The sequence below is a fragment of the Aminobacter anthyllidis genome (genome assembly GCF_018555685.1).
GTDB classification, from domain to species: Bacteria; Pseudomonadota; Alphaproteobacteria; order Rhizobiales; family Rhizobiaceae; genus Aminobacter; species Aminobacter anthyllidis.
In genome coordinates, this window is record NZ_JAFLWW010000001.1 from 864349 (window position 1) to 889326 (window position 24978).

At 62.4% G+C, this 24978-nt stretch carries 28 protein-coding genes and 1 pseudogene; 8 read left to right on the forward strand and 21 right to left on the reverse strand.

Annotation, left to right across the window (positions count from 1 at the left end; all coding sequences use genetic code 11):
• Positions 1 to 5: 5 nt before the first annotated feature.
• The 3 genes and pseudogenes from rpsB to J1C56_RS04540 form a co-directional block, all read right to left on the reverse strand.
• Positions 6 to 788, reverse strand: coding sequence for a 30S ribosomal protein S2 (gene rpsB, locus J1C56_RS04530; RefSeq protein WP_214386355.1), 783 nt, complete (start codon positions 786 to 788; stop codon positions 6 to 8).
• Between the two features lie 364 nt (positions 789 to 1152).
• Positions 1153 to 1425 (reverse strand): annotated as a pseudogene (locus tag J1C56_RS32770) (DUF4031 domain-containing protein); the annotation flags it as partial.
• Between the two features lie 9 nt (positions 1426 to 1434).
• A complete protein-coding gene (locus J1C56_RS04540) occupies positions 1435 to 2262 on the reverse strand; it encodes a cell envelope integrity EipB family protein (protein WP_214386359.1) in 828 nt (275 codons plus the stop codon).
• Between the two features lie 143 nt (positions 2263 to 2405).
• Here J1C56_RS04540 and J1C56_RS04545 point away from each other — a divergent pair, with 143 nt between their 5' ends.
• Genes J1C56_RS04545 through J1C56_RS04555 form a run of 3 tightly spaced genes read left to right on the forward strand, consistent with a single transcriptional unit; the run spans position 2406 to position 4851 of the window.
• Positions 2406 to 2870 (forward strand): RidA family protein, encoded by a 465-nt coding sequence (locus J1C56_RS04545; RefSeq protein WP_214386361.1) that lies wholly within the window; start codon positions 2406 to 2408, stop codon positions 2868 to 2870.
• A gap of 8 nt (positions 2871 to 2878) precedes the next feature.
• Entirely contained in the window at positions 2879 to 3607 is a 729-nt protein-coding gene (locus tag J1C56_RS04550; protein WP_214386363.1) for a glycerophosphodiester phosphodiesterase, read from the forward strand.
• Between the two features lie 38 nt (positions 3608 to 3645).
• Positions 3646 to 4851: a GNAT family N-acetyltransferase gene (locus J1C56_RS04555; protein ID WP_214386365.1), complete on the forward strand. Its 1206-nt coding sequence runs from the start codon at positions 3646 to 3648 to the stop codon at positions 4849 to 4851.
• 3 nt (positions 4852 to 4854) lie between these two features.
• Here the strand turns inward: J1C56_RS04555 and J1C56_RS04560 are convergent, their stop codons facing one another.
• The gene (locus J1C56_RS04560; protein ID WP_214386367.1) at positions 4855 to 5184 is read right to left on the reverse strand and encodes a DMT family transporter; all 330 of its coding nucleotides are present in this window, start codon (positions 5182 to 5184) and stop codon (positions 4855 to 4857) included.
• An 88-nt stretch (positions 5185 to 5272) separates the two neighbouring features.
• On the opposite strand from J1C56_RS04560, the gene J1C56_RS04565 reads away from it, so the two are divergent.
• Positions 5273 to 5707 carry an HIT family protein gene (locus J1C56_RS04565; protein ID WP_214386369.1) on the forward strand — a complete coding sequence of 145 codons (435 nt, stop codon included), beginning with the start codon at positions 5273 to 5275 and terminating at the stop codon, positions 5705 to 5707.
• Here the strand turns inward: J1C56_RS04565 and J1C56_RS04570 are convergent.
• Both J1C56_RS04570 and J1C56_RS04575 read right to left on the reverse strand, forming a co-directional pair.
• A complete protein-coding gene (locus J1C56_RS04570; RefSeq protein WP_214386371.1) occupies positions 5704 to 6051 on the reverse strand; it encodes an AzlD domain-containing protein in 348 nt (115 codons plus the stop codon). The two genes, J1C56_RS04565 and J1C56_RS04570, sit on opposite strands and share 4 nt — an antisense overlap.
• Positions 6048 to 6794 carry an AzlC family ABC transporter permease gene (locus J1C56_RS04575; RefSeq protein ID WP_214386373.1) on the reverse strand — a complete coding sequence of 249 codons (747 nt, stop codon included), beginning with the start codon at positions 6792 to 6794 and terminating at the stop codon, positions 6048 to 6050. The genes J1C56_RS04570 and J1C56_RS04575 overlap by 4 nt, the downstream gene beginning before the upstream one ends.
• Before the next feature lie 193 nt (positions 6795 to 6987).
• Here J1C56_RS04575 and J1C56_RS04580 point away from each other — a divergent pair, with 193 nt between their 5' ends.
• Entirely contained in the window at positions 6988 to 8238 is a 1251-nt protein-coding gene (locus J1C56_RS04580; protein WP_214386375.1) for a GGDEF domain-containing protein, read from the forward strand.
• 69 nt (positions 8239 to 8307) lie between these two features.
• Here J1C56_RS04580 and clpA read toward each other — a convergent pair whose 3' ends face one another.
• The 3 genes from clpA to J1C56_RS04595 form a co-directional block, all read right to left on the reverse strand.
• Positions 8308 to 10782 carry an ATP-dependent Clp protease ATP-binding subunit ClpA gene (clpA, locus tag J1C56_RS04585; protein WP_214386377.1) on the reverse strand — a complete coding sequence of 825 codons (2475 nt, stop codon included), beginning with the start codon at positions 10780 to 10782 and terminating at the stop codon, positions 8308 to 8310.
• An 8-nt stretch (positions 10783 to 10790) separates the two neighbouring features.
• The gene (gene clpS / locus J1C56_RS04590) at positions 10791 to 11120 is read right to left on the reverse strand and encodes an ATP-dependent Clp protease adapter ClpS (RefSeq protein ID WP_214386699.1); all 330 of its coding nucleotides are present in this window, start codon (positions 11118 to 11120) and stop codon (positions 10791 to 10793) included.
• 274 nt (positions 11121 to 11394) lie between these two features.
• Complete coding sequence (locus J1C56_RS04595; RefSeq protein WP_109576093.1) at positions 11395 to 11724, reverse strand: phasin family protein; 330 nt, start codon at positions 11722 to 11724, stop codon at positions 11395 to 11397.
• A 329-nt stretch (positions 11725 to 12053) separates the two neighbouring features.
• Here J1C56_RS04595 and J1C56_RS04600 point away from each other — a divergent pair, with 329 nt between their 5' ends.
• Positions 12054 to 13490, forward strand: a complete 1437-nt coding sequence (locus J1C56_RS04600; RefSeq protein ID WP_246591120.1) for a D-alanyl-D-alanine carboxypeptidase — start codon at positions 12054 to 12056, stop codon at positions 13488 to 13490.
• 41 nt (positions 13491 to 13531) lie between these two features.
• On the opposite strand, the gene J1C56_RS04605 is transcribed toward J1C56_RS04600, so the two are convergent.
• The 5 genes from J1C56_RS04605 to J1C56_RS04625 form a co-directional block, all read right to left on the reverse strand.
• Positions 13532 to 14227 (reverse strand): DnaJ domain-containing protein, encoded by a 696-nt coding sequence (locus tag J1C56_RS04605; RefSeq protein WP_214386381.1) that lies wholly within the window; start codon positions 14225 to 14227, stop codon positions 13532 to 13534.
• Positions 14224 to 14955 (reverse strand): VWA domain-containing protein, encoded by a 732-nt coding sequence (locus J1C56_RS04610; RefSeq protein ID WP_214386383.1) that lies wholly within the window; start codon positions 14953 to 14955, stop codon positions 14224 to 14226. The genes J1C56_RS04605 and J1C56_RS04610 overlap by 4 nt, the downstream gene beginning before the upstream one ends.
• 66 nt (positions 14956 to 15021) lie before the next feature.
• Positions 15022 to 15459, reverse strand: a complete 438-nt coding sequence (locus J1C56_RS04615; RefSeq protein WP_214386384.1) for a DUF1489 family protein — start codon at positions 15457 to 15459, stop codon at positions 15022 to 15024.
• A 78-nt stretch (positions 15460 to 15537) separates the two neighbouring features.
• Positions 15538 to 16941: an L-serine ammonia-lyase gene (locus J1C56_RS04620; RefSeq protein WP_214386386.1), complete on the reverse strand. Its 1404-nt coding sequence runs from the start codon at positions 16939 to 16941 to the stop codon at positions 15538 to 15540.
• 200 nt (positions 16942 to 17141) lie between these two features.
• Positions 17142 to 17393, reverse strand: a complete 252-nt coding sequence (locus J1C56_RS04625; protein WP_214386718.1) for a hypothetical protein — start codon at positions 17391 to 17393, stop codon at positions 17142 to 17144.
• A gap of 181 nt (positions 17394 to 17574) precedes the next feature.
• On the opposite strand from J1C56_RS04625, the gene J1C56_RS04630 reads away from it, so the two are divergent.
• The gene (locus tag J1C56_RS04630; protein ID WP_214386388.1) at positions 17575 to 18312 is read left to right on the forward strand and encodes a DUF599 domain-containing protein; all 738 of its coding nucleotides are present in this window, start codon (positions 17575 to 17577) and stop codon (positions 18310 to 18312) included.
• Here the strand turns inward: J1C56_RS04630 and J1C56_RS04635 are convergent.
• From J1C56_RS04635 to J1C56_RS04655, 5 genes are all read right to left on the reverse strand, one after another.
• Positions 18261 to 19058, reverse strand: a complete 798-nt coding sequence (locus J1C56_RS04635; RefSeq protein ID WP_214386390.1) for a YdcF family protein — start codon at positions 19056 to 19058, stop codon at positions 18261 to 18263. The two genes, J1C56_RS04630 and J1C56_RS04635, sit on opposite strands and share 52 nt — an antisense overlap.
• 24 nt (positions 19059 to 19082) lie before the next feature.
• Entirely contained in the window at positions 19083 to 20648 is a 1566-nt protein-coding gene (locus tag J1C56_RS04640; protein ID WP_214386392.1) for an amidase, read from the reverse strand.
• Positions 20649 to 20717: 69 nt separating this feature from the next.
• The gene (gatC, locus tag J1C56_RS04645; protein WP_214386394.1) at positions 20718 to 21005 is read right to left on the reverse strand and encodes an Asp-tRNA(Asn)/Glu-tRNA(Gln) amidotransferase subunit GatC; all 288 of its coding nucleotides are present in this window, start codon (positions 21003 to 21005) and stop codon (positions 20718 to 20720) included.
• Positions 21006 to 21087: 82 nt separating this feature from the next.
• Positions 21088 to 21504, reverse strand: a complete 417-nt coding sequence (locus tag J1C56_RS04650) for a hypothetical protein (RefSeq protein WP_246591121.1) — start codon at positions 21502 to 21504, stop codon at positions 21088 to 21090.
• 28 nt (positions 21505 to 21532) lie between these two features.
• Entirely contained in the window at positions 21533 to 22240 is a 708-nt protein-coding gene (locus J1C56_RS04655) for a metal-dependent hydrolase (protein ID WP_214386396.1), read from the reverse strand.
• Positions 22241 to 22386: 146 nt separating this feature from the next.
• On the opposite strand from J1C56_RS04655, the gene ruvX reads away from it, so the two are divergent.
• A complete protein-coding gene (gene ruvX / locus J1C56_RS04660) occupies positions 22387 to 22872 on the forward strand; it encodes a Holliday junction resolvase RuvX (RefSeq protein WP_214386398.1) in 486 nt (161 codons plus the stop codon).
• Here the strand turns inward: ruvX and J1C56_RS04665 are convergent.
• Both J1C56_RS04665 and J1C56_RS04670 read right to left on the reverse strand, forming a co-directional pair.
• Positions 22811 to 23146, reverse strand: coding sequence for a DUF6105 family protein (locus tag J1C56_RS04665; RefSeq protein ID WP_214386400.1), 336 nt, complete (start codon positions 23144 to 23146; stop codon positions 22811 to 22813). The genes ruvX and J1C56_RS04665 overlap by 62 nt on opposite strands.
• A 193-nt stretch (positions 23147 to 23339) precedes the next feature.
• Complete coding sequence (locus tag J1C56_RS04670; RefSeq protein WP_214386402.1) at positions 23340 to 24968, reverse strand: acyl-CoA dehydrogenase family protein; 1629 nt, start codon at positions 24966 to 24968, stop codon at positions 23340 to 23342.
• Positions 24969 to 24978 lie beyond the last annotated feature (10 nt).

Here is a 24978-nt window from a genome sequence, read left to right on the forward strand (position 1 = left end):
CGCGATTACGCCTGGGGCGTTTCGGTCGTCGGAGCCGCGTCGAGCGCGGGCTCAACCGGGACTTCGGCCGATGCGCCGATGTCGACACCGAGCGCGCCCTGCTGGCGGGCGATACCGTCGATCGCAGCCTTGGCAACCAGATCGCAATAGAGCTGGATGGCGCGGGCGGCGTCGTCGTTGCCGGGGATCGGGAAGTCGATCTTGTCCGGATCGCAGTTCGAATCGATGATCGCGACGACCGGGATGCCAAGACGCTTGGCTTCCTGGATGGCGATGGCTTCCTTGTTGGTGTCGATCACGAACATCAGGTCAGGGGTCGAGCCCATGTCCTTGATGCCGCCGAGGGCCTTGTCCAGCTTCTCGCGCTCGCGCTCGAGGTTCAGGCGCTCCTTCTTGGTGAAGCCGTGGGCTTCGCCAGCGAGCAGCTCGTCGAGCTTGCGCAGGCGCTGGATCGAGTTCGAGATCGTCTTCCAGTTGGTCAGCATGCCGCCGAGCCAACGCGAGTTGACGTAATACTGAGCCGAACGCTGCGCCGCGTCAGCAACGATGTCCGAAGCCTGGCGCTTGGTGCCGACGAACAGCACGCGGCCGCCGCGCGAAACGACGTCCGAAACCTGCTTGAGAGCCTGATGCAGCAGCGGAACCGTCTGCGACAGGTCGATGATGTGGATGTTGTTGCGGGCGCCATAGATGTAGGGCGCCATCTTCGGGTTCCAGCGGTGGGTCTGGTGGCCGAAGTGAGAACCAGCTTCGAGAAGCTGGCGCATGCTGAAATCAGGCAGTGCCATCGTTATTTCCTTATCCGGTTAGCCTCCACGGACCATGACGCTTCTAGCGATATTGCTCTAAACGCCACCGGTGGGTCTCAGCCGGATTTCTCCCGGGCAGAAACCGAAGTCCGTGTGTGGAATGGGGCGGCATATAGACGTATTGCCTGGCGAGCGCAACCCCGGGACTACCGCGATTGGCGCGGAAAACGAGGCTTTCTGCGGTTCAGCGCCCTGTCTGCAGCATACAAGCGAACCGTTGGTCGGGTCCGGCAGCAGAATATGCAGAGGCGATTCCCTTCGCCAAGATGAAAGGTCAGCTGCCGGCAGCCCAGTGCGACATGCCTGGCTCCTGCTCCGCCGGTTCCTCGACCACCTTGGGTTCGCGTCGCTTGAAGTTGCGCACGCGTACGCGGCGAAACACAGCCACGATCTCGTCGCGGCTGCATTCGATCGCGCCCAGACGCACGGCGCGATCGCGCTCGAAGCCAGTGATGTCGTAATGCGGCGCCGAGGTCTTTGGCGGCCCCTGGTAGGACGAGCGTTTAAGGCCTAGGTGAGCGGCAAAGCGATGCAGCTCGTCAGTGTCGTCGGCGAGCAGGTGGCACCAGCGATGGCCCACCCACTTCCAGATTGCCGCATCGACATAGACCGCCACGATATCAGCTTACGGCTTGCATTCGCCTTGCGGCACGGGAAACAGCGAGAGATTGACCAGCTTGCCGGTCATCGAGAAGTCGCCGTAGTCCATGACCAGGTCGCGCGTCAGGCCGTTCTCGTGCAGCTTGAAGCTGATGCGGTATTCCGGCACTTCCTCGCCGCCGCCCTTGCTCTCGTCGAAATAGGCGATGTCGACCGGCCAGAACTTGTCCTTGGCAAGCGCCGCGAGCGCGGGACGCTCCGGATCGGTATCGGGCGCCTCGCTCTTCTTGCCGACGATGACGGTGGTGGTCATCACCTTGTTGGCGTCCTCGGAACCGTCGAACAGGCTGGTTTCATAGAAGGTCTCGCCCTTTTCTGCCTTGTCGATCAACTCGACAAGGTGCTGGGTCGGGAACTGTGTCTTGGCAAGGTCGACGGAGCCGGCCTCAGGCTTTTCCAGAGCGACCTTGAGCCCGCTGGCATCGCGCGTTGCCGTGCCCTTGACCTCGCGGTCGAGATTCTGGTCGACAAAGGATTTGGTGACAAAGGAGAAGGTCTTGCCCTCGCCGTCCTCGAACGTCGTCGTCTGCTGGTCGGTCAGCCGCGTGTTCTCGCTCGTGGCGATTTGGGTGACAAAGCGGAATTTTACGGTGTAGCCCTCGCAGGCAGAGCCGTTGAACTCATAGACCATGCGGCCGGAAAGGCCGGTGATCCCGGAGCGGTCCGAGGCCTGGTCGAGCACCAGATCGTAGACGGCGCGGTGAGGTGCGAGCACGGGAGCCGCGAGAGCCGGCGTCAAAGGCAGCAGCGGGGTGGACAGGGTAGCAAGAAGGACAAGGCGCTTTGCGCGCATACACTGGCTCCGATCGGCGCGGCCATGACAAGCCGCCTTGAATGATGGTCCACCTTAAAAAAAGTCGTGGCGGAAGCGAGGCAAACATAGCAGTTTCGGCGCAGCCTCACCTGCCACCCGAGACTCAGAGATAAGGAAAGACGATGGGCGAAACAATCGAAAAGCGGCTAAGCGATCTTGGCATCACCCTGCCCGCAGCCGCTGCCCCCGCCGCCAACTACGTGCCATTCATGGCATCAGGCAATCTCGTCTTCACCGCCGGCCAGTTGCCGCTCAAGGATGGCAAGCTCATCGCAACCGGCCTGCTTGGCCGCGATGTCGACGTGGCAGGCGGCAAGGAAGCGGCAAAGCAGTGCGCCGTCAACATCCTGGCCCAGGCCAAGGCTGCCCTTGGCGATCTCGAAAAGATCAAGCGCATCGTCAAGATCAGCGTCTTTGTCGCCTCGTCTTCCGATTTCACCGAGCAGCACCTTGTCGCCAATGGCGCCTCGGACTTCCTGGTTGCCGCACTAGGCGAACCCGGCAAGCATGCGCGCTCGGCCGTCGGCGTCGCCTCGCTGCCGCTGAACGCCGCTGTCGAGATCGAAGCCATCATCGAAACCGAGTGAGCGGCTCCATGACCGACCTCTCCTGGCTGACCGCCCGCCCGATTGCCCATCGCGGCCTGCACGACCTCAACAAGACATGCTGGGAAAACACGCTGTCCGCCTTCGAACGGGCAGCGGCGCGCGGCTATGCCATCGAATGCGACGTGCATCTGACCGCCAATGGCGACGTCGCCGTGTTTCATGACGACGTCCTCAACCGGCTGACCGGCACGGATGGCTTCATCTGGCAGCGTACGACACGCGAGCTTGCGGCTCTTCGCGTCGGCGGCACCGCCGATCACGTGCCGACCCTCGCCGAAATGCTCAAGCTGGTCGACGGACGCGTGCCCCTGGTCATCGAGCTCAAGGGCATTCCCGGACATGATGGCGAACTTGTCGAACGGGTGGCCGCCGCCTTGCGCAACTACAAGGGCAAGGCTGCAATCATGTCCTTCGACCACTGGCTGATCCGCGACTTCTCCCGCCACGCGCCCGGCGTTCCGGCCGGACTGACCGCCTGGGGTGATCTGGATCACGAGATAGAAGCGCATTTCTCGATGCTGGCGCACGGCATCTCGTTTGTGTCCTACTCCGTCACGCACCTGCCCAACCGCTTCGTCAGCTTCGTGCGTGAAAAACTCGCCATGCCTGTCATCACTTGGACGGTGCGCGACCAGGAGGCCGTGCGGACGACCTTCGCCCGCGCCGACCAGATGACCTTCGAAGGCTTCGATCCCGACACGTTGGCGGTGGCCTGACCCTTGCAACGGCTGTTATCGAGCGTAAGTAACAGCCCATGAGCAATACGAGCGATGCCGGGTCGAAGAATGCGGATGGCGGCTACGCCGTCCGCGTCGTCTCAAGCATCAGCGAGTTCGACCGCGAGGAATGGAATACCCTCTCCGGGACATCCAAGGCCAATCCAGGACCTGCTTACAACCCATTCATTTCCTATGATTTTCTGAGCATCCTTGAGGAATCCGGCTGCGCCGTGCGCAAGACCGGCTGGCAAGGGCACCATCTCCGGCTGGAAAAGGCCGACGGCACTTTCCTCGGCGCGCTTGCCTGCTATGCCAAGTCACATAGCCAGGGCGAATATGTCTTCGACCACGGCTGGGCCGACGCCTTCGAGCGCGCCGGCGGACGCTACTATCCCAAGCTCCAGGCCTCCATACCGTTCACGCCGGCGACCGGCCCTCGCCTGCTGGCTGTCCCGGGCGTCGATGCACCCGCGACCGGGGCGGCGCTGGCAACGGCACTGCGCAGCGTAGCCGAGGGCGTCGGCGTGTCGTCGGCGAATGTAACCTTCGCCGAGGCCGCCGAAGTCGACACCCTCGAACGCACCGGCTTCCTGCGCCGCACCGACCAGCAGTTCCACTTCTTCAACGAAGGCTTTGACAGCTATGACGATTTTCTCGCAACCCTTGCCTCGCGCAAGCGCAAGGCGCTGAAGAAGGAGCGGCGCGAGGCGCTGGCGGAAGGCATTTCGATCGAGCGCCTGACCGGCAAGGACATCACCGAAGCGCACTGGGACGACTTCTTCGCCTTTTACATGGACACGGGCGGCCGCAAATGGGGTCGGCCCTATCTGAACAGGACGTTTTTCTCGCTGATCGGCGAACGCATGGCCGACGATGTGCTATTGGTCATGGCCAGGCGCGGCGGGCGCTACATTGCGGGCGCGATCAACTTCATCGGCTCCGATACGCTGTATGGCCGCAACTGGGGTTGCATCGAGGACCACCCCTTCCTGCATTTCGAGGTCTGCTACCATCAGGCCATCGACTTCGCGATCGAACGCAAGCTCAGGGTCGTCGAAGCCGGCGCGCAAGGCGAACACAAGCTGGCCCGCGGCTATCGTCCGGTCACGACCCAATCGGCGCATTATATCGTTCACCCCGGCTTGCGCCGGGCGGTGGCCGAGTATCTCGAGCGCGAACGTCGGGAGGTTGCCCAGGTCAGCGAATACCTGGAAGAGCACGGGCCGTTCCGGCGCGGCTGACCCTCAGTGGGCTATCGACTTCGAGAACAAGTTGATCACGATGACGCCCGCCATTATCAGGCCAATGCCTAGAAGTGCGGGCATATCGAGCGTCTGGCGAAACCATATCCAGGCAATTGCCGTGATGAAGACGATGCCGGCTCCGCACCACATGGCGTAGACGATGCCGACCGGCACCTGGCGCAGCACCAGCGACAGGAAGTAGAACGCGCATGCGTAGCCGGCCAGCGCGATGACCGACGGCCACAGCCGCGTGAAGCCATTGGTTTCCTTCAGCGCGGAGGTTGCGACAACCTCGAAGGCCACCGCCACGATCAAATAGATGTAGTTCAACTTCGCTCCCTTTGGCCTTCCGCGGCTTGACGTTCCGCCTGCCAGCGCCGAAACATCCACCACGAAATCGCAGCAAACGGGATAGGCCATGTCGAGCGCCGCTTACGATCCAAACAACATCTTCGCCAAGATCCTGCGTGGCGAAATCCCCGCGCATCGGGTCTACGAGGACGACGCCGTGGTGGCATTCATGGATGTGATGCCGCAGTGCACCGGGCACACGCTCGTGGTGCCCAAGACGCCGTCGCGCAACCTGCTCGATGCCGAGCCCGGGACGTTCGGCAAGCTGTTCTCAGCCGTGCAGAAGGTAGCCCGGGCCGCACAACAAGCATTCGATGCCGACGGCATCGTGATATCGCAGTTCAACGAAGCTGCGGCCGGCCAGACGGTTTTCCATCTCCACGTCCACATCGTCCCACGCTTCGAGGGAGTCGCACCCAAAGGCCATGCGGCGGTGATGGAGAAACCTGAGGTGCTCGCGGCCAACGCGGAGAAGATCAGGGCTGCGCTGGCGGCCGGCTAGGAAATCCACATCCCGACCAGCAGGATCACTTCGGCCGCGACGATGCCGACCAAAATCTTCCGCCGGAGATAAAGATAGGCAACGAAGCCAGCACCAGCTGCGCCGATGCGCAAGGCGAGCGCCGTGTCGACAAGCGCGCCGCTGGGGAAGACGATCAGATTACCGATGACAGCTGCGACAAGTGCGGTGGCAAGCGCACGAACCAGCACCAGAAGGTCGGAATCCTCGGAGATACGGTCGCCAAGATAGACGCCGAGGAAGCGCCACGCGTCGGTGGCGAGCCAGCCGCCGATCAGGATGAACAGGAACGGCCACCACCAGCTGTCGATTGCATCGAAGGTCATGCAGTTGCCCTCCGTTGCGACAGCTTGTGGAAGGCGAATGCGGCGCCGCCGCCGATGAGCCCGGCACCAAGCAGGTCGAATCCGGGTACCACGAGATGGAGAAGCGGGCCGAGGATGAGCCCTAGAACCATCGCCACGTGCCCTGCCCGCTCGCGTGCAGATCCCCACAGCGAGGTCAGGAAATACATCGGCGTGAGCAGGAAGAGTGCCGCCGAGACAGCTGGCGGCAAGCTATCGGCGACGAGATAAACTACAGCCGTGACCAGCATGTTGAAAAGAACGAGCGTCGATCCGAGCCCGGCGTAATAGCTGGTGCGCAGTTCGCGCGGGATGCCGCGCAACCGCTCCATCGCCAGGACCCAGGAGGTAACGGCGACGAAATGGGAGAGGAAGTATAGAACCCAGCGCGGTGTCGTGGGTCCGCGCAGTTCGGGCACAAGCGCCACCACCATCGGCGTGAGCCGGATCGACGACAGCGCGACCGCAAAGGCTGCTGCCGGCAGCGAGGCGCCGGACAGGATGGCGCCGACCAGCACCACCTTGGCCGGAAGTGCCCAGACCGTGCCGACCATGAATACGGTCTGCGCCAACGTCAGCCCGGCCTCCTTGGCCAGACCGGCGAAGCCGATGAAGGCGCTGGCCAGGATCAGGCCGGGGATCGAGAAGGCGGCACGAACCCCGCGCAGATACCAGAGGCGGCGTGTCGACAGGCTCGGCAATGAAGATGCATGGTCAGCAGGCATTGAAAACGCGCATAGCATGGCCTCCGGGCCAAGTCAGCGCTTCAGTCCGCTTGGCGCAATGGACTTGCCCTTGTGACAGCCTGCCGAGACGGCGCGATATCATGCCAACTACCGGAAGAGGCGGCATATTAACGGTTTACGCACTGTGAAGATGTAGGTACGCCATAGGTGGGAAGCGAGGAACAGCCACGTCATGACAGGTGCATTGCTGCTCGTCTTGCAAGCGCTGATCTACTTCGTGACCATGGCCGCAGTGTTCCATTCACGCCATAGATTCGGCATCGGCATCTTTGTCTGCGTGCTTGGCGTGATGCACTTCCTCGAGACATACCTCGCCGCGGTGTTCTTCGTGCAGTTGCCCTTCGGCCTGATATCGCCGGGCTCGACGGTGATGTTCTCAGGCAAGCTGATGATGTTCCTCCTGCTCTACATCAAGGAGGATGCCGAGACGGTGCGCCAGCCGATCTACGGGCTTTTGATCGGCAACTGCCTGATGGTGGCGCTGGCCTTGATCCTGCGCCTCTACGGGGACGTTGCGGAAATGCCCGGCTATCAGCCTGACCTGACCTTCCTCGACGACATGGGCGTGCTGATGGTCTGGGGCACGGCGCTGCTGTTCCTCGACAGCATCGCGCTGATCCTGATCTACGAAAAGCTCGGACAGCGCATCGCCAACACCTTGTTCAAACGCATCTTCCTCAGCGCGGCGCTGGTTCTCACCTTCGACCAGCTGATGTTCTTTCTCGGCCTTCACCTCGTGTCTGGCGTGCCGATCAGCGCACTCTACGGCGGCTGGATCGCCAAGATGGCAGCAGCGGCACTTTATAGCGCCATGCTCGTCATCTATCTCCGCTTTGTCGAAACCAGGCCGGCTTTGGCCGGTCCAGAGCCGTTGCTCAAGGTCTTCGATCGCCTGACATTCCGCCACCGCTACGAGGACCTGCTGCAAAAGACCGGCAAGGATATTCTGACCGGCACCAGCGACCGGGGACATTTCGAAGCCGTGGCGCAATCGCTGATCGACCGCTCGCTGGCCGACCGCAAGCCGGTGAGCTTGCTGATGATCGACATCGACCACTTCAAGAGCATCAACGACCAGTACGGCCATGTAACTGGCGACAAGGTGCTGAAGGAAGTCGCACGCGCGCTGGACGGCGCGCTGCGCAGCGGCGACCGGCTGTTCCGCTACGGCGGTGAAGAATTCGTCGCCATCTGCCAGGATCTGAACGCCGGCGACGCGACTATCCTCGCCGAGCGCCTTCGCGCCGCGGTCGCGACCACACCCTTGGCCGAACCTGGTCTGAGCACCACCGTCAGCATCGGGGTGACGACCGCCAAGAGCGGCCCGGTTTCGGCAGAACAGATGATCAGGGACGCCGACACCTGGCTTTATCGCGCCAAGCGGCTCGGCAGGAACCGAGTCGAGAGCCCGGTCGTCGCCTGAAGGACGCCTGCCAGCACGTTGAGTAGCCCAAAAAGAAGCCCCGTTTCCGGGGCTTCTTCATTCTTGCGATCAACCCTTGCGGGGCAGTTGCGGAACCAGGCTTCGCTTGCCGCCATCCTTGCCCTTAGGCTCGGACTTTGGCTTTGCCGCCACGACCTTTTTGGCAACCGGCTTCTTGGCGGCTGCCTTCTTGAGCTTCGGACGATCGGCAGGATCTTCCTTCTTCGGCTTCACTGGCACCTCGTCTGCCAGCGTCTCGAGCTTCAGGCCGGACTCGCCGGTTTCCTTCTTCTCGACGGTGACGCGCACCGTGCCGCCCTTCCTGAGCTTGCCGAACAGCACCTCGTCGGCCAGCGGCTTCTTGATGTGCTCCTGGATGACACGTCCGAGCGGGCGTGCGCCCATGCGTTCGTCGTAACCCTTCTCGGCGAGCCAGGCGATGGCGTCCGGCGACAGGTCGAAGGTCACGCCACGTTCAGAAAGCTGTGCTTCCAGCTGCATGACGAACTTCTGCACGACCTGATGCACAACCGGCACCGGCAGCGAGCCGAACGGGATGATGGCATCGAGACGGTTGCGGAATTCCGGCGTGAACAGCCGGTTGATCGCCTCGACATCGTCGCCTTCGCGTTTTGTCGACCCGAACCCGATCGCCGCGCGCTGCGCATCCGACGCGCCCGCATTGGTGGTCATGATCAAGATGACATTGCGGAAGTCGATCTGCTTGCCGTTGTGGTCGGTCAGCTTGCCGTGATCCATGACCTGCAACAGGATGTTGAACAGGTCGGGATGGGCCTTCTCCACTTCGTCAAGCAGCAGCACGCAGTGCGGATGCTGGTCGACGCCGTCGGTCAAAAGGCCACCCTGGTCGAAGCCGACATAGCCGGGAGGTGCGCCGATCAGGCGGCTGACGGTATGGCGCTCCATGTATTCCGACATGTCGAAGCGGATCAGCTCGACGCCGAGCGACAGGGCCAGTTGCTTGGCCACTTCGGTCTTGCCAACACCGGTCGGGCCCGAGAACAGGTAGGAGCCGATCGGCTTTTCCGGTTCGCGCAGGCCAGCACGCGCCAGCTTGATCGCCGACGTGAGCGCCGTGATTGCCGTATCCTGACCATAGACGACACGCTGCAGTTCGACCTCGAGGCCGGCCAGCACCTTTTCGTCATCGGCGGACACAGTCTTGGGCGGAATACGCGCCATCGTCGCTATCGTCGCTTCGATCTCCTTGATACCGATCGTCTTCTTGCGCTTGCCTTCGGGCAACAGCATCTGCGACGCACCCGTTTCGTCGATCACGTCGATCGCCTTGTCGGGCAGCTTGCGGTCGTTGATGTAGCGTGCCGAAAGCTCGACTGCCGCCTTGATCGCCTCGTTGGTGAACTTCACCTTGTGGAAGTCCTCATAATAAGGCTTCAGGCCCTTCATGATCTCGATGGCGTCGTCGATCGTCGGCTCGTTGACGTCGATCTTCTGGAACCGGCGGACAAGCGCCCTGTCCTTCTCGAAGAACTGGCGGAACTCCTTGTAGGTGGTCGAGCCGATGCAGCGGATAGCACCCGAAGACAGCGCCGGCTTGAGCAGGTTGGAGGCGTCCATCGCCCCGCCCGAGGTCGCGCCAGCGCCGATCACCGTGTGGATCTCGTCGATGAACAGGACGGCGCCCGGATACTCCTCGAGTTCCTTGACGACTTGCTTCAGGCGCTCTTCGAAGTCGCCGCGATAGCGCGTGCCGGCAAGCAGCGTACCCATGTCGAGCGCGAAGATGGTGGCATCTTCGAGCACTTCGGGCACATCGCCTTCAACGATGCGCTTGGCCAGGCCTTCGGCGATGGCTGTCTTGCCCACGCCGGGATCGCCGACATAGAGCGGGTTGTTCTTGGAACGGCGGCACAGCACCTGGATGGTGCGGTTGATCTCGGACTCGCGTCCGATCAGCGGATCGATCTTGCCGGCGCGCGCCTTGACGTTGAGATTGACGCAATAGGCTGTCAGGGCATCCTGCTGCTTCTTGCCCTTGCCTGTCTCTTCGCCGGATTCGCTGCCGCCACCGCCATGCTGCTCCTCATCTGCGCCGCGCGGAGCGCGGCTTTCCGAGGAACCGGGGCGCTTGGCGATGCCGTGCGAGATGTAGTTGACCGCGTCATAGCGGGTCATCTGCTGTTCCTGCAGGAAATAGGCGGCGTGGCTTTCACGCTCGGCGAAGATCGCAACGAGCACGTTGGCGCCGGACACTTCCTCGCGGCCGGACGACTGCACATGGATCACGGCGCGCTGGATGACGCGCTGGAAACCGGCGGTCGGCTTTGAATCTTCGTCGTAGCCGGTGACGAGATTGTCGAGCTCGGTATCGATGTAAGTCAGCACGGTCTGCTTGAGTTCGTCGAGATCGACGTTGCAGGCACGCATGACCGCAGCCGCCTCATTGTCGTCGATGAGAGCGAGCAGCAAATGTTCGAGCGTCGCATATTCATGGTGACGCTCGTTGGCGAGCGTCAACGCCTGATGCAGCGCTTTTTCGAGGCCCTGGGAGAAAGCCGGCATTCAATACCTCACTTCTTCTCCATCACGCATTGCAGCGGATGCTGATTTTGTCTGGCGAAATCCATGACCTGGGACACTTTGGTCTCGGCCACTTCGAACGTGTAGATCCCGCATTCGCCGACGCCGTGATTATGGACGTGCAGCATGATGCGGGTAGCGGCCTCCCTGTCCTTCTGGAAGAAGCGTTCGAGCACCTGCACGACGAACTCCATCGGGGTGTAGTCGTCGTTGAGGATGAGCACCCTGTAGAGGCTCGGCCGCTTGGTCTTGGTCTTCGTACGGGTGATGACGGCGGTGCCGCGGCCTGGGCCGTTGCCTCCCTCATCACCGTTCTGCATCCGTGCCACGTCAAAATTCGTGGCTTCCAAGCCGGTCGTCAATCTGGTCCTGCCCTTCATCAATTCCGACACTTCGTCATGTAGGTGTCATTAGGGGGATTTTAAGCCCTTCTGACGTGCTGACAATACGGTGACGGGGGCAGCAGTGCCCGAATTGCCATAAACGTGAAGCACTTGTGCAAAAGAAAAACAAAAAACCCGGCTGCGCGGGCGCAACCGGGTCTTATCTGCAGGATCTTTCGATCCAGCCCCCCTGAAATCGGGGATCAGTCCATCACTTCGCCTTGGCGACGAGCGACTCAAACGGCTTGTAGGCGTCCTTGGCGAGTTCGGCGTAAAGTTCACCGAGCTTGGTCGCCTCGGCGACAAAACCTTCGTAAGCCTGCTTGGCATAGTCGGTCTGGATTTCGACGGCCTTCTCGAGCGACTTCACGCCGAGCAGCTTTTCGAACGTGGCAGCGCCGGTCTCGAAGCTCTTCTTGGTGTAGTCGGTGGTCTCGGTGGCGATCGCCTGAGCACCCTTGGAGAGCGAAGCGAAGCTCTTCAGGCCGGTATCGACGAATTCCTTGCCGTATTTGCTGAAATCTTCATAGGTCTGGGTCATCGCTGCATCCTTTCGGGTTCTGAGCGCTGCGCTATGTGATTGTGCGATGCAGCCTAGATATTGTGCAGCGCACAAAATGTCAACTGACCCGACGTCATTCTGCACCACCCAAAACGACGAACCCATTCGGTAAAGTTAGACTAAAGCCCGAGCAAAAGTGTGAACGAGCCGGTTACCATAAACTTATTGGTAACGCTGTGACCCTACTGTGCATCGATACGGGGCAGGAACCTTTGCCGCCCCTCATGCAACAATAATTCAAGGGTGTAACAGTGCGTCAAGCGTTGCCGGGTAAAGTGCTCAAGTCGGCTATCTCCATCAAATCGTTCATGGTTTTCACTCTCGCCGCAGCCATCGGCCTGGTGTCGGTCGCCCCTGTTTCGGCGGCGAAAGACAGCAGATACGCAGCCATCGTCATCGATGCGAACACCGGCGAGACGCTTCACTCGTCGAGCGCCGATTCCCGGCGCTATCCGGCGTCGCTGACCAAGATGATGACGCTTTATCTGACCTTCGAGGCGCTCTCGAAGGGCCGGATACAGAAAGATTCCAAGGTCGTGTTCTCCAAGAACGCGGCTGCCGAGCCGCCGACCAAGATCGGCGTCAAGGCAGGCGGTTCGATCAGCGTCGAATCTGCCATCCTTTCGCTCATCACCCGCTCGGCCAATGACGCCTCGACGGCGCTCGGCGAGATGATCGGCGGCTCCGAGGAAAACTTTGCCCGCATGATGACCGCCAAGGCTCGCAGCCTCGGCATGAAGGGCACTGTATTCCGCAATGCCAACGGCCTGCCCAACACGGCCCAGTTCACCACCGCGCGCGACATGGCCAAGCTCGGCATCGCGCTGCGCGAGCATTTCCCGCAGTATTACAGCTACTTCTCGACGCGCAGCTTCGCCTTCGGCCGCCAGCGCATCGCCAATCACAATCGCCTGCTCGGCCGTATCAAGGGCGTCGACGGCATCAAGACCGGCTACACCCGCGCTTCGGGCTTCAACCTTGTTTCTTCGGTGCAGGACGGAAATCGCCGCATCGTCGCCGTGGTTCTGGGCGGCACCAGCGGTGCAAGCCGCGACAACCAGATGGCACAACTGATCAAGACCTACATGCCGCAGGCTTCCAGGCGCGGCGGTGGCGACCTGATCGCCAAGACCGACACCCCGATGCCAGCCGTCACAGTGGCAAAGGCCCAGTTGCCCAAGCGCAACGCGCCTACGCCTGACATGCGCCCCGAGGCCGATCTGATCGAGGTCGCCGAAGCGTCGCAGGACGAGGCTGCTGAGAGCGTCGAGGAAGTCGTGGCAGCTGCCGTGCCTGCGCCAAAGCCAACCATCACCGCCGCAGCCCAGCAGAAGATCGCCATGGCTTCAACCGAACGGTTTGGCGGCAAGATCCCGTTCCAGATCCGCAAGGCCAAGGATCGTGCCCCGAGCGAACCCGCTGGTGTCGAGCAGGCCTACGCCGAACAACCCGCCCCTGCCGTCCAGGCTCTCGACCAGATGAAGACCGCGTCGGTTCCATCAGGCTGGGCCATCCAGGTCGCGTCGTCGCCGAGCGACGGTGAGGCGCGTGCGATCCTCGACAAGACCGCCAAGAAGGTTCCAACGGTTCTGGCCGATGCCTCCGCCTACACCGTGCCCTTTGAAAAGGGCGGCGTGACCTACTTCCGTGCCCGCTTCGCCGGCTTCGATTCCAAGGACTCCGCCTGGAATGCCTGCAACGCACTGAAGAAGAAGAAGATCGCCTGCTACGCCATCGCGCAGTAGGCGCCCCCAACCTCCTGGAAAGTTCTGTGTCGAAGGAGAGTCTAGTGATGATCGGAGAGAAGGACGTCCTTGGCTTCGTTGATCCTCGCCGCGAGGAACGACGAGCCTCCGAGGTCGGGATGCAGGCGCTGAATCAGTCGTCGATGCGCCTTGCGGACATCCGCCGCGGCGGCCCCCGCTTCAAGACCAAGGACCTTGTAGGCCTCCTCCTTAGTCATGGCGCCAGAACTTGGCGCAACACGCTGCCCGTCGTCACGGTCAGGTTGCGCGTCTTCTCGCCAAACGGGAAAACGGCCGTCAAGATAGGTCTCAAGTAGCTGTCGGCTTTCCGGGTCACTGGAAAGCTCCTGATAAAGCGCCCTCAGTTCGGTAAGTCCGAGCGAGGCCAGTGACTTGCCTTCCTGGCGGCCAGCCAGGACAAAACCCTGCAGGCCGCCGGTGTCGTGATCGAGTTCCATTTCGAGCGCTGCGGTCCGAACGGTCGAGCGCCGCCCCGGCGTTCTACGGGCTGAAGCCCCCCTCCTGCTTGCGGCGTACCAAGCCAGGGCCGCCGAGATCAGGCCACCGCCGACAGCCGCCCGGCCCAACAGCAACAAGACCACGCCAACCAGCCCGAGCGCGAACGGCCCCGCCACTTTCAACGCATTGGCAATCTGTGCAGCGTCGGCGCGCAGGAAAGCAGTGACCGCCAGCGCTGAAAACACCAGGACAGCTGCAAGCACGGCGAAGATTGTCATGGCGCCTTGCCGCTCCTCAGATGCTCGATCATCAGGATGTCTTCCGGACGGCCCCTCGCCTCCAGCGCCTTGATGCCGCCCGTGGCAAAGACGGCCACCGCCGACAGCAGTTTCGACAAGGTCGCCGCGGCCTTGCGGTCGAAGCGGAACCAGGCACCCTTGGACAGCCGCGCGATCTCCTTGAAGGCGCGTTCGGCTTCGGCGTCATGGCCCTCCTGGAAGACGAATGCCGGGACCCCAAGCAAGCCGAGCTTGCCGGCTTTCTCGGCCAGTTCGTCGATGTTTTCTTCCATGGCATCGCCGATATAGACCAGCGCGTCGACCTTGGCGGTGGCTGTTTCCTTGAGCGCATGCGCCAGCACCTTGCCGACTTGCGTCTGGCCGCTGCGACACTGGATCGACGTCATCAATTGCTTGAGTGAAGCAGTCTCGGCAACGAACTTCGACGCCCGGCATTCGCCAAGCCCACGGAAATAGACGAGTTGCACATTGAGCCGGCCGGTGTTGCCGACGGCATCGAACATCTGGCCCTGCAGTTCACATGCGAGATCCCAGGTCGGCTGCCGGCTCATCGTTGCGTCGAGCGCCAGCACCAGCCGGCCGTTGGCCTTGCCGGTGGCAAGCGCGCGTGCCTGGCGAACGAACGCATCAATCGCGGCAGAGTCCGAACGGCGCTCGGCCGGCGGGCGATTGGCTGACGTAGCCGGGGGCTTGCTTTGGTCGCTCATCAGCAATGAAGATGTGGCGGCGCGCGTCTGCTTGCAAGCCCGACGTTGCCGGCTGCTCTGCTCACGCTAGAGCAGGCCGAGTTCGGCAAGCTCGAGACGCAGTTTTGGCGGCATCTCGGCAAGGGCCGCATTGCCCTGACCGAGATCGACAGGGGCATCGGCTAGCTTGAGATAGCGCCAGCCCTGGAAAGCCCGGCGCGGCTGCCAGTCGGTGCGCACGACCGTCGGATCCAAAATGAGATGACAACGGCCAATGCCCTCGGCATCGGTGAAGGGCCGGATTTCGAGCAGGCGCTGTCGGCACTGCACGTTGCCCTTGATGACCCAGTAGAGCGAACCGCCATCGGTCAGTTCGGCGCCGCGAGTCGGCACCATGCGGGTGGTGTGGAACTGTTCCACCGGTTCGCCGGCGCGACGGCGCTCATCGAGGCGGAAGGCGATCCATTCCTCGAGGTCCTCGACGCTGTCGCAGCCGACGCAGAGCTTTAGCATGTTCAGTGACATGGCTTGAAAACTAGCGTCTCCAGCCGGCGCGTTCAACGCCGGTAGCGGTTTTGCACAGGGCTGGCTGTTGGGCCAGGCTCAGCACTCGACGACGTTGACCGCTAGACCGCCGAGGCTGGTTTCCTTGTATTTCTCGCTCATGTCCATGCCGGTCTGGCGCATCGTCTCGATGGCGGCGTCGAGCGGCACGAAATGCTTGCCGTCGCCCTTGATGGCAAGCGACGCCGCGGTGACGGCTTTGACCGCGCCCAGCGCGTTGCGCTCGATGCATGGCACCTGGACGAGCCCGCCGACCGGATCGCAGGTCATGCCAAGGTGATGTTCAAGCGCGATCTCGGCAGCGTTTTCGACCTGCTCGGGCGTGCCGCCCATGACCGCGCACAGGCCAGCGGCAGCCATCGCCGAAGCGGAACCGACCTCGCCCTGGCAGCCTACCTCGGCCCCCGAAATGGAGGCATTGGTCTTGATGATGCCTCCGACGGCGGCGGCGGTCAGCAGGAAGTCGCGAATGCTGTCTTTGTCGGCCTCGACGTGGAAATGCAGCCAGTAGCGCAGCACAGCAGGCAGCGTGCCTGCGGCGCCATTGGTCGGCGCTGTGACGACACGGCCGCCAGCGGCGTTTTCTTCGTTGACCGCCATGGCGTAGATCGACAGCCAGTCATTGGCGAGCAGCGGGTTGGGCCGGTTCTGGCTCCACTGCTCCTGCAGCTTGTCGTGCAGCTGGCGAGCGCGGCGGCGAACCTTGAGGCCGCCCGGCATGATGCCGTCCTGCGACAGGCCACGGTCGATGCAGCGGCTCATCGCGTCCCAGACCGCGTCGAGCCCGGCATCGAGATCGACGCGCTGCATGTGGATTTCTTCGTTGGCGCGCTTCATCTCGGCGATGGAGAGCCCGCTCCTCGACGCCATGGCCAGCATCTCGACGGCATTGGCGAATGGGTATGGCACGCGCTTGCCGGTCGCCGGTGCCACCGTCTTGGCCTTCATGCGCTGCAGCTCTTCTTCTGATACAACGAAGCCGCCGCCGATCGAATAATAGATGCGCTTGAGCAGCAGCCGGTCGCCGGAATCGTAAGCATAAAACGCCATGCCGTTGGCGTGGCCGAGCAGCGGCGTCTTCTTGTCGAGCACCAGATCGATGCCTGGATCGAAGCGGTAGGATGGATGCCCTTCCGGCGATACGCGCTTGTCGCGCGAGATCTGTTCGACGATGCCGTCCGTCTGGTCAGGGTCAACGGTCACAGGGGTCAGCCCGTAGAGGCCAAGCATGACGGCGCGGTCGGTTCCGTGGCCGACGCCGGTGTAGGCGAGCGAACCATGAAGACTAGCGCCGACGCGGTCGACCTTGGCGCCGGCAGGGCGTGGCCAGTCGCCAGTGAGTATCTCGTCGAGGAAACGCGCAGCCGCCGTCATCGGCCCCATCGTATGCGAGCTCGACGGACCAATGCCGATCTTGAACAGGTCGAATACCGAAAGAAACAAATCTCACTCCCTGCGACGTCGGCGGCTCATGTCGCGTATGTATACGATCATTCCGCCCTTTTCACGTCTGTGGCTAGGCGCGATCCGACGTGGTTTGCTCAGCGCGCGACATTTGAAAAATCCTGAGAATTCCGCAAGGCCATATAGCAAAAAAGCGCGGCTCGGCCGCGCTTTTTGTATCCAATCCGGGCGTCTGTCGATCAACCGGCGGCCACCACTGCGGCCGTTTCGGCGCCGCTCACCAGCCAGGCAATAAGGAGAAAACCTGCAAAGCCAATCACTGCCTTGGCCGTAAGGCCCCAGCAGGACTTCTGAACGCTGTCATCCATGATGTGTCGCGAGATCCTTGTGGTTCGGTCAGCCAGCGGCGGGTCCGCCATTTGCTTGCCCGAGTTGCCAGCTGGATACGCCTTTGCAGACGCCTTCGCAATTGCAAAAAATGGCCAAAGCATGGCGAAATCTGCATGGCTGCCATGCGGCCATCAATCCAATTTTAATCAAATCAGGCACTTATGCCAAATTGACCGTTCATGATTTTTAAACACCTATGACGACACCGCGGCGGTCGCGTGCCCTCGAAATACGCCATGCGGCCATGTAAGCTTCTCGCTGATGATCAACGATTCCATCTCCATGACCGGTCCTTTGAGCAGCCTCGACGTCGCGGCACTGGCGTTCTTCCTCGCCGGCTGGATATTTCACGCGCTTGGCGCCGAAGGCCACATCGTCACCCGCATGTCGCTGACACGGGCGATGAACGCCCAGCGCGCCGCCTGGATGGCGACGATGGCGCGGCGCGAAGTCAGAATCGTCGACACCTCGATCATGAATGGCTTGCAGCAAGGCACCGCCTTCTTCGCATCAAGCTCGCTGATCGCGGTCGGTGGCTGCTTCGCGCTGCTCGGCGCCTCCGACCGGGTACTGGCGATACTGAGCGATGTGCCGCTGGCGGGTGCTACGGCGCGGCCGCTGTTCGAAATCAAGGTCATCGGCCTGATCGTCATCCTGGCCTATTCGTTCTTCAAGTTCGGCTGGGCTTACCGGCTGTTCAACTACTGCTCGATCCTGATCGGCGCGGTTCCCCAACTCAGCCCTGGCAGCGAGCCCAACGCGGCGATCGACGTCGCCGTCATGCGGGCGACCCGAATGAACCAGCTCGCCGGCAAGCATTTCAACGCTGGCCTGCGCGGCGTGTTCTTCTCGATCGGCTATCTCGGCTGGTTCGTCGACGCGCGCGTCTTCTTCGTAACGACCATGGTGCTGCTCGCGGTGCTGATCAGGCGCCAGTTCTTTTCCGAAGCCCGCAAGGCAGTCCTGGTTCAGGATTTCGGGCCCGGAAACGGATCGTCGATCCGGCCCGACAGCCAGTAGGCCCAAAGGCCGATCCATTCGCGCATCGCCATCGTCGTGTTCTGCAGCGAATCGGCGGGATTGTCGGTGAACAGGCCGACGCCCTCCTGACCCGAAGTGCGGTAGTCGACCGGCCAGGCGACGACTGGAAATCCTGCCTTGGCAAACAGCGCCATCGAACGCGGCATGTGGAAAGCCGAGGTGACCAGCAGCCAGGTTTCGTCAGGCCCCGGCGTTACCATCTCCCTGGAAAACAGCGCATTCTCATAGGTATTGCGTGAGCGGTTTTCGAGAACCAGCCTGTCGCGCGGGACGCCGAGGGCCTCGAGCAGGCGCGGTGCCGTGTCGGCGTCGCCTTCGCCGTCCAGCGTGAGCGAGCCGTTGCCGCCTGAAATGACGATCTTCGCGTCGGGATAGCGTCGGGCGAGGATCGCAGTCTCGACGAAGCGGTCGCCACCGCTGTTGAGCTCGTAGCCGCCGCGCGCCAGGTTGATCGCGCCCTCGAACCCGCCACCCAGCACGACGATGCCGTCGACCTTGACCGGCTGCGGCGGGCGCTGGAATCGCTCTTCCAGCGGATTGAGCATCAGCGAGCCGAGCGAGGTCCAGGTCGCGAGGGCCAAGACCATCAGTGAAGCGAAAGTCGCCGTGCGGAAGAACCGCCGACGCCCGAAGAAGCTGGCGACGAGCCCGGCCGCAAGCAGGAAGATCGCGAAATTGAGCGGCTGGGCGAAGAACCAGAAGATCTTGGAGAGGTAAAAGAACATCCGATCTGGGCAGGCGCTATGCGCCTACCACCATTTCTCCGGCTGGAAACGGCCGGCGGCCTGCTCGATGACATGAGCAGCCTGAAACAGCGTCTCTTCGTCGAACGGGCGCCCGATCAGCTGCAGGCCAAGCGGCAGGCCGTGGCCGTCGAGGCCGGCAGGAACCGCGATTCCAGGCAGGCCGGCCATGTTCACCGTCACCGTGAAGATGTCGTTGAGGTACATCTTGACAGGATCGGCGGCCATGTCCTCGTCGGCAACGCCGAAGGCGGCCGACGGCGTTGCCGGCGTCAGGATGACATCGACGCCAGCAGCGAAGGCCAGTTCGAAGTCGCGCTTGATCAGCGTGCGCACTTTCTGCGCCTGAAGGTAGTAGGCGTCGTAATAGCCAGCCGACAGCACATAGGTACCGATCATGATGCGGCGCTTGACCTCGCGGCCGAAACCGGCGGCGCGGGTGTTCTCGTACATCTCGATGATATCCTTGCCCGGCACGCGCAGGCCGTAGCGGACGCCGTCATAGCGAGCGAGGTTCGAGGAGGCCTCTGCGGGCGCAACGATGTAATAGGCCGGCAGCGCGTATTTGGTGTGCGGCAGCGAGATGTCGACGATCTCGGCACCGGCATCCTTGAGCCAGGCAATGCCCTTCTGCCACAGCGCCTCGATGTCTTCGGGCATGCCGTCGACGCGGTACTCCTTGGGAATGCCGATCTTCATGCCCTTGACCGACTTGCCGATCGCCGCCTCGTAATCCGGCACAGGCAGGTCGACTGACGTCGTGTCCTTGGCGTCGACCGAGGCCATCGACTTGAGCAGGATCGCGGCGTCACGCACGTCGCGGGCGATCGGGCCGGCCTGGTCCAGCGACGAGGCGAAGGCAACCGTGCCCCAGCGCGAAACGCGGCCATAGGTCGGCTTGATGCCGACAGTGCCGGTAAAGGCTGCCGGCTGGCGGATAGAGCCGCCGGTATCAGTGGCAGTAGCGCCAGCGCACAGGAAAGCCGAAACCGCGGCAGCCGAGCCACCGGAAGAACCACCAGGTACCAGTTGCATGTTGTCGTAGGTGCGCGCGGTCCTTGTGCCACCGGCCGCAACGAAGCCGCCATCGCCCTGATGGGTTGTCGGCATGACCACCGTCTCGGTGCGCGAACGCCGCCACGGATTGATCACAGGACCGTAGTAGGAAGTCTCGTTGGACGAGCCCATGGCGAACTCATCCATGTTAAGCTTGCCGAGCATGACAGCGCCGTCGGCCCACAGATTGGCCGTCACAGTCGATTCGTAGCGCGGCTCGAAGCCGTCGAGCACGTGGCTGCAGGCCTGGGTGTGCACGCCTTCGGTGGCGAACAGGTCCTTGATGCCGAGCGGGATGCCCTCAAGTGCACCGCCCTCGCCCTTGGCGAGCCTTTCGTCGGACGCCTTGGCCATCTCGCGCGCCTTGTCGGGCGTGGTCGCGACATAGGCGTTGAAGGTCGCATTGGCCTGGTCGATCGCCTTGACATAGGCGTCGGTCAGCTCGGTTGCGGTGATCTCCTTGCCGCGCAGCTTCTCGCGCGCTTCGGCAATCGTCAGGTGGGTCAGGTCGGTCATGGCGAATTCACTTCGGGGTCAGGCAGCCGAAAGCTGCTTTTGATGAGACAATGGACCGGCCGGCAGGGCCTATTCCACCACTTTCGGCACAAGGAAGAAATTCTCGTCGGTCGCCGGCGCGTTGGCGACGATGTCAGCCGCCTTGTTGCCGTCGGTGACCGCATCGACGCGCTTCTTCATCTCCATCGGCGTGACCGACGTCATCGGCTCGACGCCAGATACGTCGACTTCGTTGAGCTGCTCGACGAAGCCCAGGATTGCATTCAATTCACCGGTCATGCGGTGGGCGTCGTCCTCGCTCACGGCGATACGGGCGAGATGCGCGACGCGCTTGACGGTCTTGAGATCAACGGACATCGAAATACTCCGGAAAGCCGGTAAATTGGTCAGGTCGGGCTATAACGGCGCGCAGCGCGCGGTGCAACATCGATGATCATGCTCATGGCATGGCGACGCCATCGCACAGGACATAGGTGCCGCCATTGTCGGTCTGGCCGCCCTCGGGATCGACCTGGCGCACGGAGACGAGCTCGAGTTGCGTCGGGCTCAACTCAAGGATGGAAAGCGTGTCGGGGAACAGGTGGCCTGGCTCCTGGCACAGGGCGGTCACCGCCCATGCCGGCGAACGCGTTGCCCGTGTGACGTTGAGAAACTCGCAGTTGTACTCGACGCTTTCAATGCCGTGTTCCGACAGGATCAGGCTGCCGGCGTCGATCACCGACTGCAGTGAATCCTTCTTTGCCTGGGCGCAGAGCTCCTCGGATTGAAGATAGACGCCCTTGATGAAGTCGGCGGCATAGGCCGACGTGCTGAACGCTGCCAGCGCGGACACTGCAAGAATTCGGCAGATCTTCATGTCAAATCCATCCCGCGTTGCCGCCAGCTCAAATATCGGTCGCCACGCCAACCTTCGGCAGCACAACCTCGACGCCCGAACCTTCCAGGCCGGCGACGAACTGTTCCGCCGTCTGGTCGATGATCGGGAAGCTGGCGAAGTGGCATGGCACCACTGTTTCGAACTTGAAGAACCGCCGGCAGGCAAGTGCCGCCACCGCGCCACCCATGGTGAAGCGGTCGCCGATGGGAACGAGGCCGATGGCCGGCTCGTGCAACTCGTTGATCAGCGCCATGTCGGAGAAGATGTCGGTGTCGCCCATGTGATAGAGCGTGCGCTCCTCGGCGAAATGCAGCACCAGGCCGCCGGGATTGCCGAGATAGACGTTGCTGCCGTCCGGCCGGCTGACCGAAGACGAATGCAGGGCCGTAACAAAAGTGGTGGTGAAGCTGCCGCAATCGACCGTGCCGCCGATGTTGCCGGGATTGATCTGCTTGTCGCTGACACCCTGGCCGACGAGATACATGCAGATCTCGAAATTGGCGACAAGCATGGCACCGGTCTTCTTCAGGATGGCCGCGGCGTCGCCGATATGGTCGTCATGGCCGTGCGTCAGCAGCACATGCGTGACGCCCTCGGCGGCCGCCTCCCAGGATTTGCCCCACGACGGATTGCCGGTCAGGAACGGGTCGATCAGAATGGTGGCGCCAGCGACTTCAATCCGGAACGCCGAATGTCCATACCAGGTCAACTTCATCGTTTCGGTACTCCTCGTCAGTTCGTTGGCCAAAGGATAGAACGCACAAAGCCCCTTTCAAAGAGGCCGATACGTAAATTCAAGGTGTTAGGACCTGCGCTGCCCGTCCGGGCGGACGCATCCGGTAAGTCATAGAGGAAAGCCGCTTGGCCATCGTTACGATTGAACAACTGCCCGCGCTGCTGGCCGGCGGCAAGACGCTAGCCGGGCTCGACCTCGGCGACAAGACGATCGGCGTTGCGGTTTCCGATCGCGGCCTCTCCTTCTCGCATCCGCGCCAGGTCATCATCCGCAAGAAATTCACGCTCGACGTGGCGGTGCTGCTTGCCATGCTGGCCAAGGAAAACACCGCCGCGATCGTGATCGGCCTGCCGATCAACATGGATGGCTCGGAAGGGCCGCGCGCTCAAAAATCACGCGCTTTCGTGCGCAATGCCGCCAACCTCACCGATTTGCCATTCATCTTCTGGGACGAGCGGCTATCGACGGTGGCGGCGGAACGCGTGCTGATCGAGATGGATGTCTCGCGCAAGAAACGCGACGGCCGCATCGATTCGGCCGCGGCCGCCTTTATTCTGCAGGGTGTACTCGACCGGCTTCAGACACTCGACGCATCGCCGCACGCGGACTAGACCGCCAGCCCCTCACCTTCTCGGCAATCAGCTTGCGGCGGCGGAACGCCCAGATGCCGAGCAGGATGAATGTGTCGAAGATACAGGCCTTGGCGATCATCCACGGGATCTTGGCCGCTTCGACGCCGAGCAATTCGCCATAAAGGTTGAAGATCGCCAGATTCAGGGCGCGGCTCAGGATCGGGTAACCGAAATTGAGGTCGTTGATCGACAGGAAGTACCAGCCCCAGAACAGGACCAGCGGCGTGGCCCAAACGGCGAAAACATAGCGCATCAGACGCAGCCTTTCACAGCAGGCTTGGCGGCTTCAGTGTCCCGGAATTGGTTCGAAAAGACCCGCATCGGGACTCCTGCTTCTTTGCAAAAGACAGTGGGCCCTGCGGGGGCGGCGTGCAACGTAAACCATTTGTTAAGGTTAATTTGCGTGCGGTCGTCCAACAATGGGACGGTTACTGCCCCGGATTGCGTCAGCCGACCTGTGGATAGAGCGTGTCGATGATCAGACGCGAATCGTGCCGCGCATCGAGCATGCCGTAGGTGCCGCGCCACTGACCGGCGAGACGGGTCTCGATGAATGCGTCGGCGATCCGCCCTGCCCCCATGCGGCGCAGTTCGGCCGCGGCCGCCGAAATGGCGAGTTGCTCGGTGAGAATGCGCGCCGAGCCTTCGTCGGAGCTCGCGACCTGCATGGCTGCTCGGAGCACGCCGAGCACGCTGCGGCCACCGGGACCGAGGTCGCGCTCAAGGGTTGCCAGTACATCCTCGAACAGGCCTGGCGCCCGCTGCAGCACGCGCAGCACGTCGAGCGCCATCACGTTGCCAGAACCTTCCCAGATCGCGTTGACCGGCGCCTCGCGATAATAGCGCGCCAGCGGCGCTTCTTCGACATAGCCGTTGCCGCCAAGGCACTCCATCGCTTCGTAGAGAAGCCCCGGCGCGATCTTGCAGACCCAGTATTTGACAACAGGCGTCATGGCGCGCGCAAAGGCAGCCTCGCCGCGGTCGGATGCCGCTTCGTCGAACGAGCGCGCCAGCCGAAAAGCAAGCGCGGTCGCGCCAGCGACATCAAGCGCCATGTCGGCAAGAACCCGCTGCATCAAGGGCTGGTCGACAAGATTGGCGCCGAACACCTGGCGGTGACGGGTGTGGTGGACTGCTTCAGCAAGTCCCGCGCGCATTATTGCCGACGAGGCAACGGCGCAGTCGAGCCGCGTCAGCGTCACCATGTCCATGATCGTCTTGATGCCACCGCCGGGCTCGCCGACCAGATCGCCGATGGCGCCCTGGATCTCGACCTCGGCGGAGGCGTTGGAACGGTTGCCGAGTTTGTCCTTGAGGCGCTGGAACTGCAGCCCGTTGGCCGAGCCGTCGCTGAGGATGCGCGGAACCAGGAAACAGGACAGCCCCTCGGGCGCCTGCGCCAGCATCAGGAAGGCGTCGGACATCGGCGCCGACATGAACCATTTGTGGCCGGTGAGCCGGTAGAAACTGCCACCGGCGCGTTCGGCCTTGGTGGTGTTGGCCCGGACGTCGGTGCCGCCCTGCTTTTCGGTCATGCCCATGCCGAGCGTCAGGCCGGCCTTTTCGACCGGTGGCTTTTGCGCCTGATCGTATTTGCGCGTGGTGACGCGCGGCGCCCACTCACGAAACAGCTTCGGGTTCGCCATCAATGCGGCAAGCGAGGCATTGGTCATGGTGATCGGGCACAGGTGCCCACATTCGAGCTGCGCGGTCAGATAAAAGCGCGCCGCCCGCACCTGGTGGCGTCGCCCGGTCTCGGTGCCGCCATTTTCCCAAACGGAAGAATGCAGCCCGCCTGTGATCGAGCGGCGCATCAGCGCGTGATAGGCAGGATGGAACTCGACCTGGTCGATACGCCGCCCCTGGCGGTCATGGGTCTTGAGCTTCGGCACCTCGCTGTTGGCGAGCCGCGCGAGATCCTGAGCTTCTTGATTCAGCACGAAGCGGCCGAGGCCGTCGAGGTCGCGACGCACCGGCTCGGAAAAGCTCTCTGCGATCTGGATCAGCAGCGGATCGCCGCGCCAGGCATTGCTGCCCGTTAGCGGAGGGGGCTGGTTCGGCACGTCCTGCGTCACGCCTTGTCCT

Excerpts from the sequence above, each read along its gene's own strand:
- J1C56_RS04545 (WP_214386361.1), top strand. The coding sequence starts at position 2,406 with ATGGGCGAAACAATCGAAAAGCGGCTAAGCGATCTTGGCATCACCCTG.
- J1C56_RS04650 (WP_246591121.1), bottom strand. The coding sequence starts at position 21,504 with ATGAAGATCTGCCGAATTCTTGCAGTGTCCGCGCTGGCAGCGTTCAGC.
- J1C56_RS04630 (WP_214386388.1), top strand. The coding sequence starts at position 17,575 with ATGACCGGTCCTTTGAGCAGCCTCGACGTCGCGGCACTGGCGTTCTTC.
- J1C56_RS04575 (WP_214386373.1), bottom strand. The coding sequence starts at position 6,794 with ATGCCTGCTGACCATGCATCTTCATTGCCGAGCCTGTCGACACGCCGC.
- J1C56_RS04635 (WP_214386390.1), bottom strand. The coding sequence starts at position 19,058 with ATGTTCTTTTACCTCTCCAAGATCTTCTGGTTCTTCGCCCAGCCGCTC.
- J1C56_RS04655 (WP_214386396.1), bottom strand. The coding sequence starts at position 22,240 with ATGAAGTTGACCTGGTATGGACATTCGGCGTTCCGGATTGAAGTCGCT.
- J1C56_RS04665 (WP_214386400.1), bottom strand. The coding sequence starts at position 23,146 with ATGCGCTATGTTTTCGCCGTTTGGGCCACGCCGCTGGTCCTGTTCTGG.
- J1C56_RS04570 (WP_214386371.1), bottom strand. The coding sequence starts at position 6,051 with ATGACCTTCGATGCAATCGACAGCTGGTGGTGGCCGTTCCTGTTCATC.
- clpS (WP_214386699.1), bottom strand. The coding sequence starts at position 11,120 with ATGCAGAACGGTGATGAGGGAGGCAACGGCCCAGGCCGCGGCACCGCC.
- J1C56_RS04640 (WP_214386392.1), bottom strand. The coding sequence starts at position 20,648 with ATGACCGACCTGACCCACCTGACGATTGCCGAAGCGCGCGAGAAGCTG.
- J1C56_RS04615 (WP_214386384.1), bottom strand. The coding sequence starts at position 15,459 with ATGTCACTGAACATGCTAAAGCTCTGCGTCGGCTGCGACAGCGTCGAG.
- J1C56_RS04555 (WP_214386365.1), top strand. The coding sequence starts at position 3,646 with ATGAGCAATACGAGCGATGCCGGGTCGAAGAATGCGGATGGCGGCTAC.
- gatC (WP_214386394.1), bottom strand. The coding sequence starts at position 21,005 with ATGTCCGTTGATCTCAAGACCGTCAAGCGCGTCGCGCATCTCGCCCGT.
- rpsB (WP_214386355.1), bottom strand. The coding sequence starts at position 788 with ATGGCACTGCCTGATTTCAGCATGCGCCAGCTTCTCGAAGCTGGTTCT.
- J1C56_RS04550 (WP_214386363.1), top strand. The coding sequence starts at position 2,879 with ATGACCGACCTCTCCTGGCTGACCGCCCGCCCGATTGCCCATCGCGGC.
- J1C56_RS04625 (WP_214386718.1), bottom strand. The coding sequence starts at position 17,393 with ATGCTTTGGCCATTTTTTGCAATTGCGAAGGCGTCTGCAAAGGCGTAT.
- J1C56_RS04605 (WP_214386381.1), bottom strand. The coding sequence starts at position 14,227 with ATGACAATCTTCGCCGTGCTTGCAGCTGTCCTGGTGTTTTCAGCGCTG.
- J1C56_RS04580 (WP_214386375.1), top strand. The coding sequence starts at position 6,988 with ATGACAGGTGCATTGCTGCTCGTCTTGCAAGCGCTGATCTACTTCGTG.
- J1C56_RS04595 (WP_109576093.1), bottom strand. The coding sequence starts at position 11,724 with ATGACCCAGACCTATGAAGATTTCAGCAAATACGGCAAGGAATTCGTC.
- clpA (WP_214386377.1), bottom strand. The coding sequence starts at position 10,782 with ATGCCGGCTTTCTCCCAGGGCCTCGAAAAAGCGCTGCATCAGGCGTTG.
- J1C56_RS04600 (WP_246591120.1), top strand. The coding sequence starts at position 12,054 with ATGGTTTTCACTCTCGCCGCAGCCATCGGCCTGGTGTCGGTCGCCCCT.
- J1C56_RS04540 (WP_214386359.1), bottom strand. The coding sequence starts at position 2,262 with ATGCGCGCAAAGCGCCTTGTCCTTCTTGCTACCCTGTCCACCCCGCTG.
- J1C56_RS04565 (WP_214386369.1), top strand. The coding sequence starts at position 5,273 with ATGTCGAGCGCCGCTTACGATCCAAACAACATCTTCGCCAAGATCCTG.
- J1C56_RS04610 (WP_214386383.1), bottom strand. The coding sequence starts at position 14,955 with ATGAGCGACCAAAGCAAGCCCCCGGCTACGTCAGCCAATCGCCCGCCG.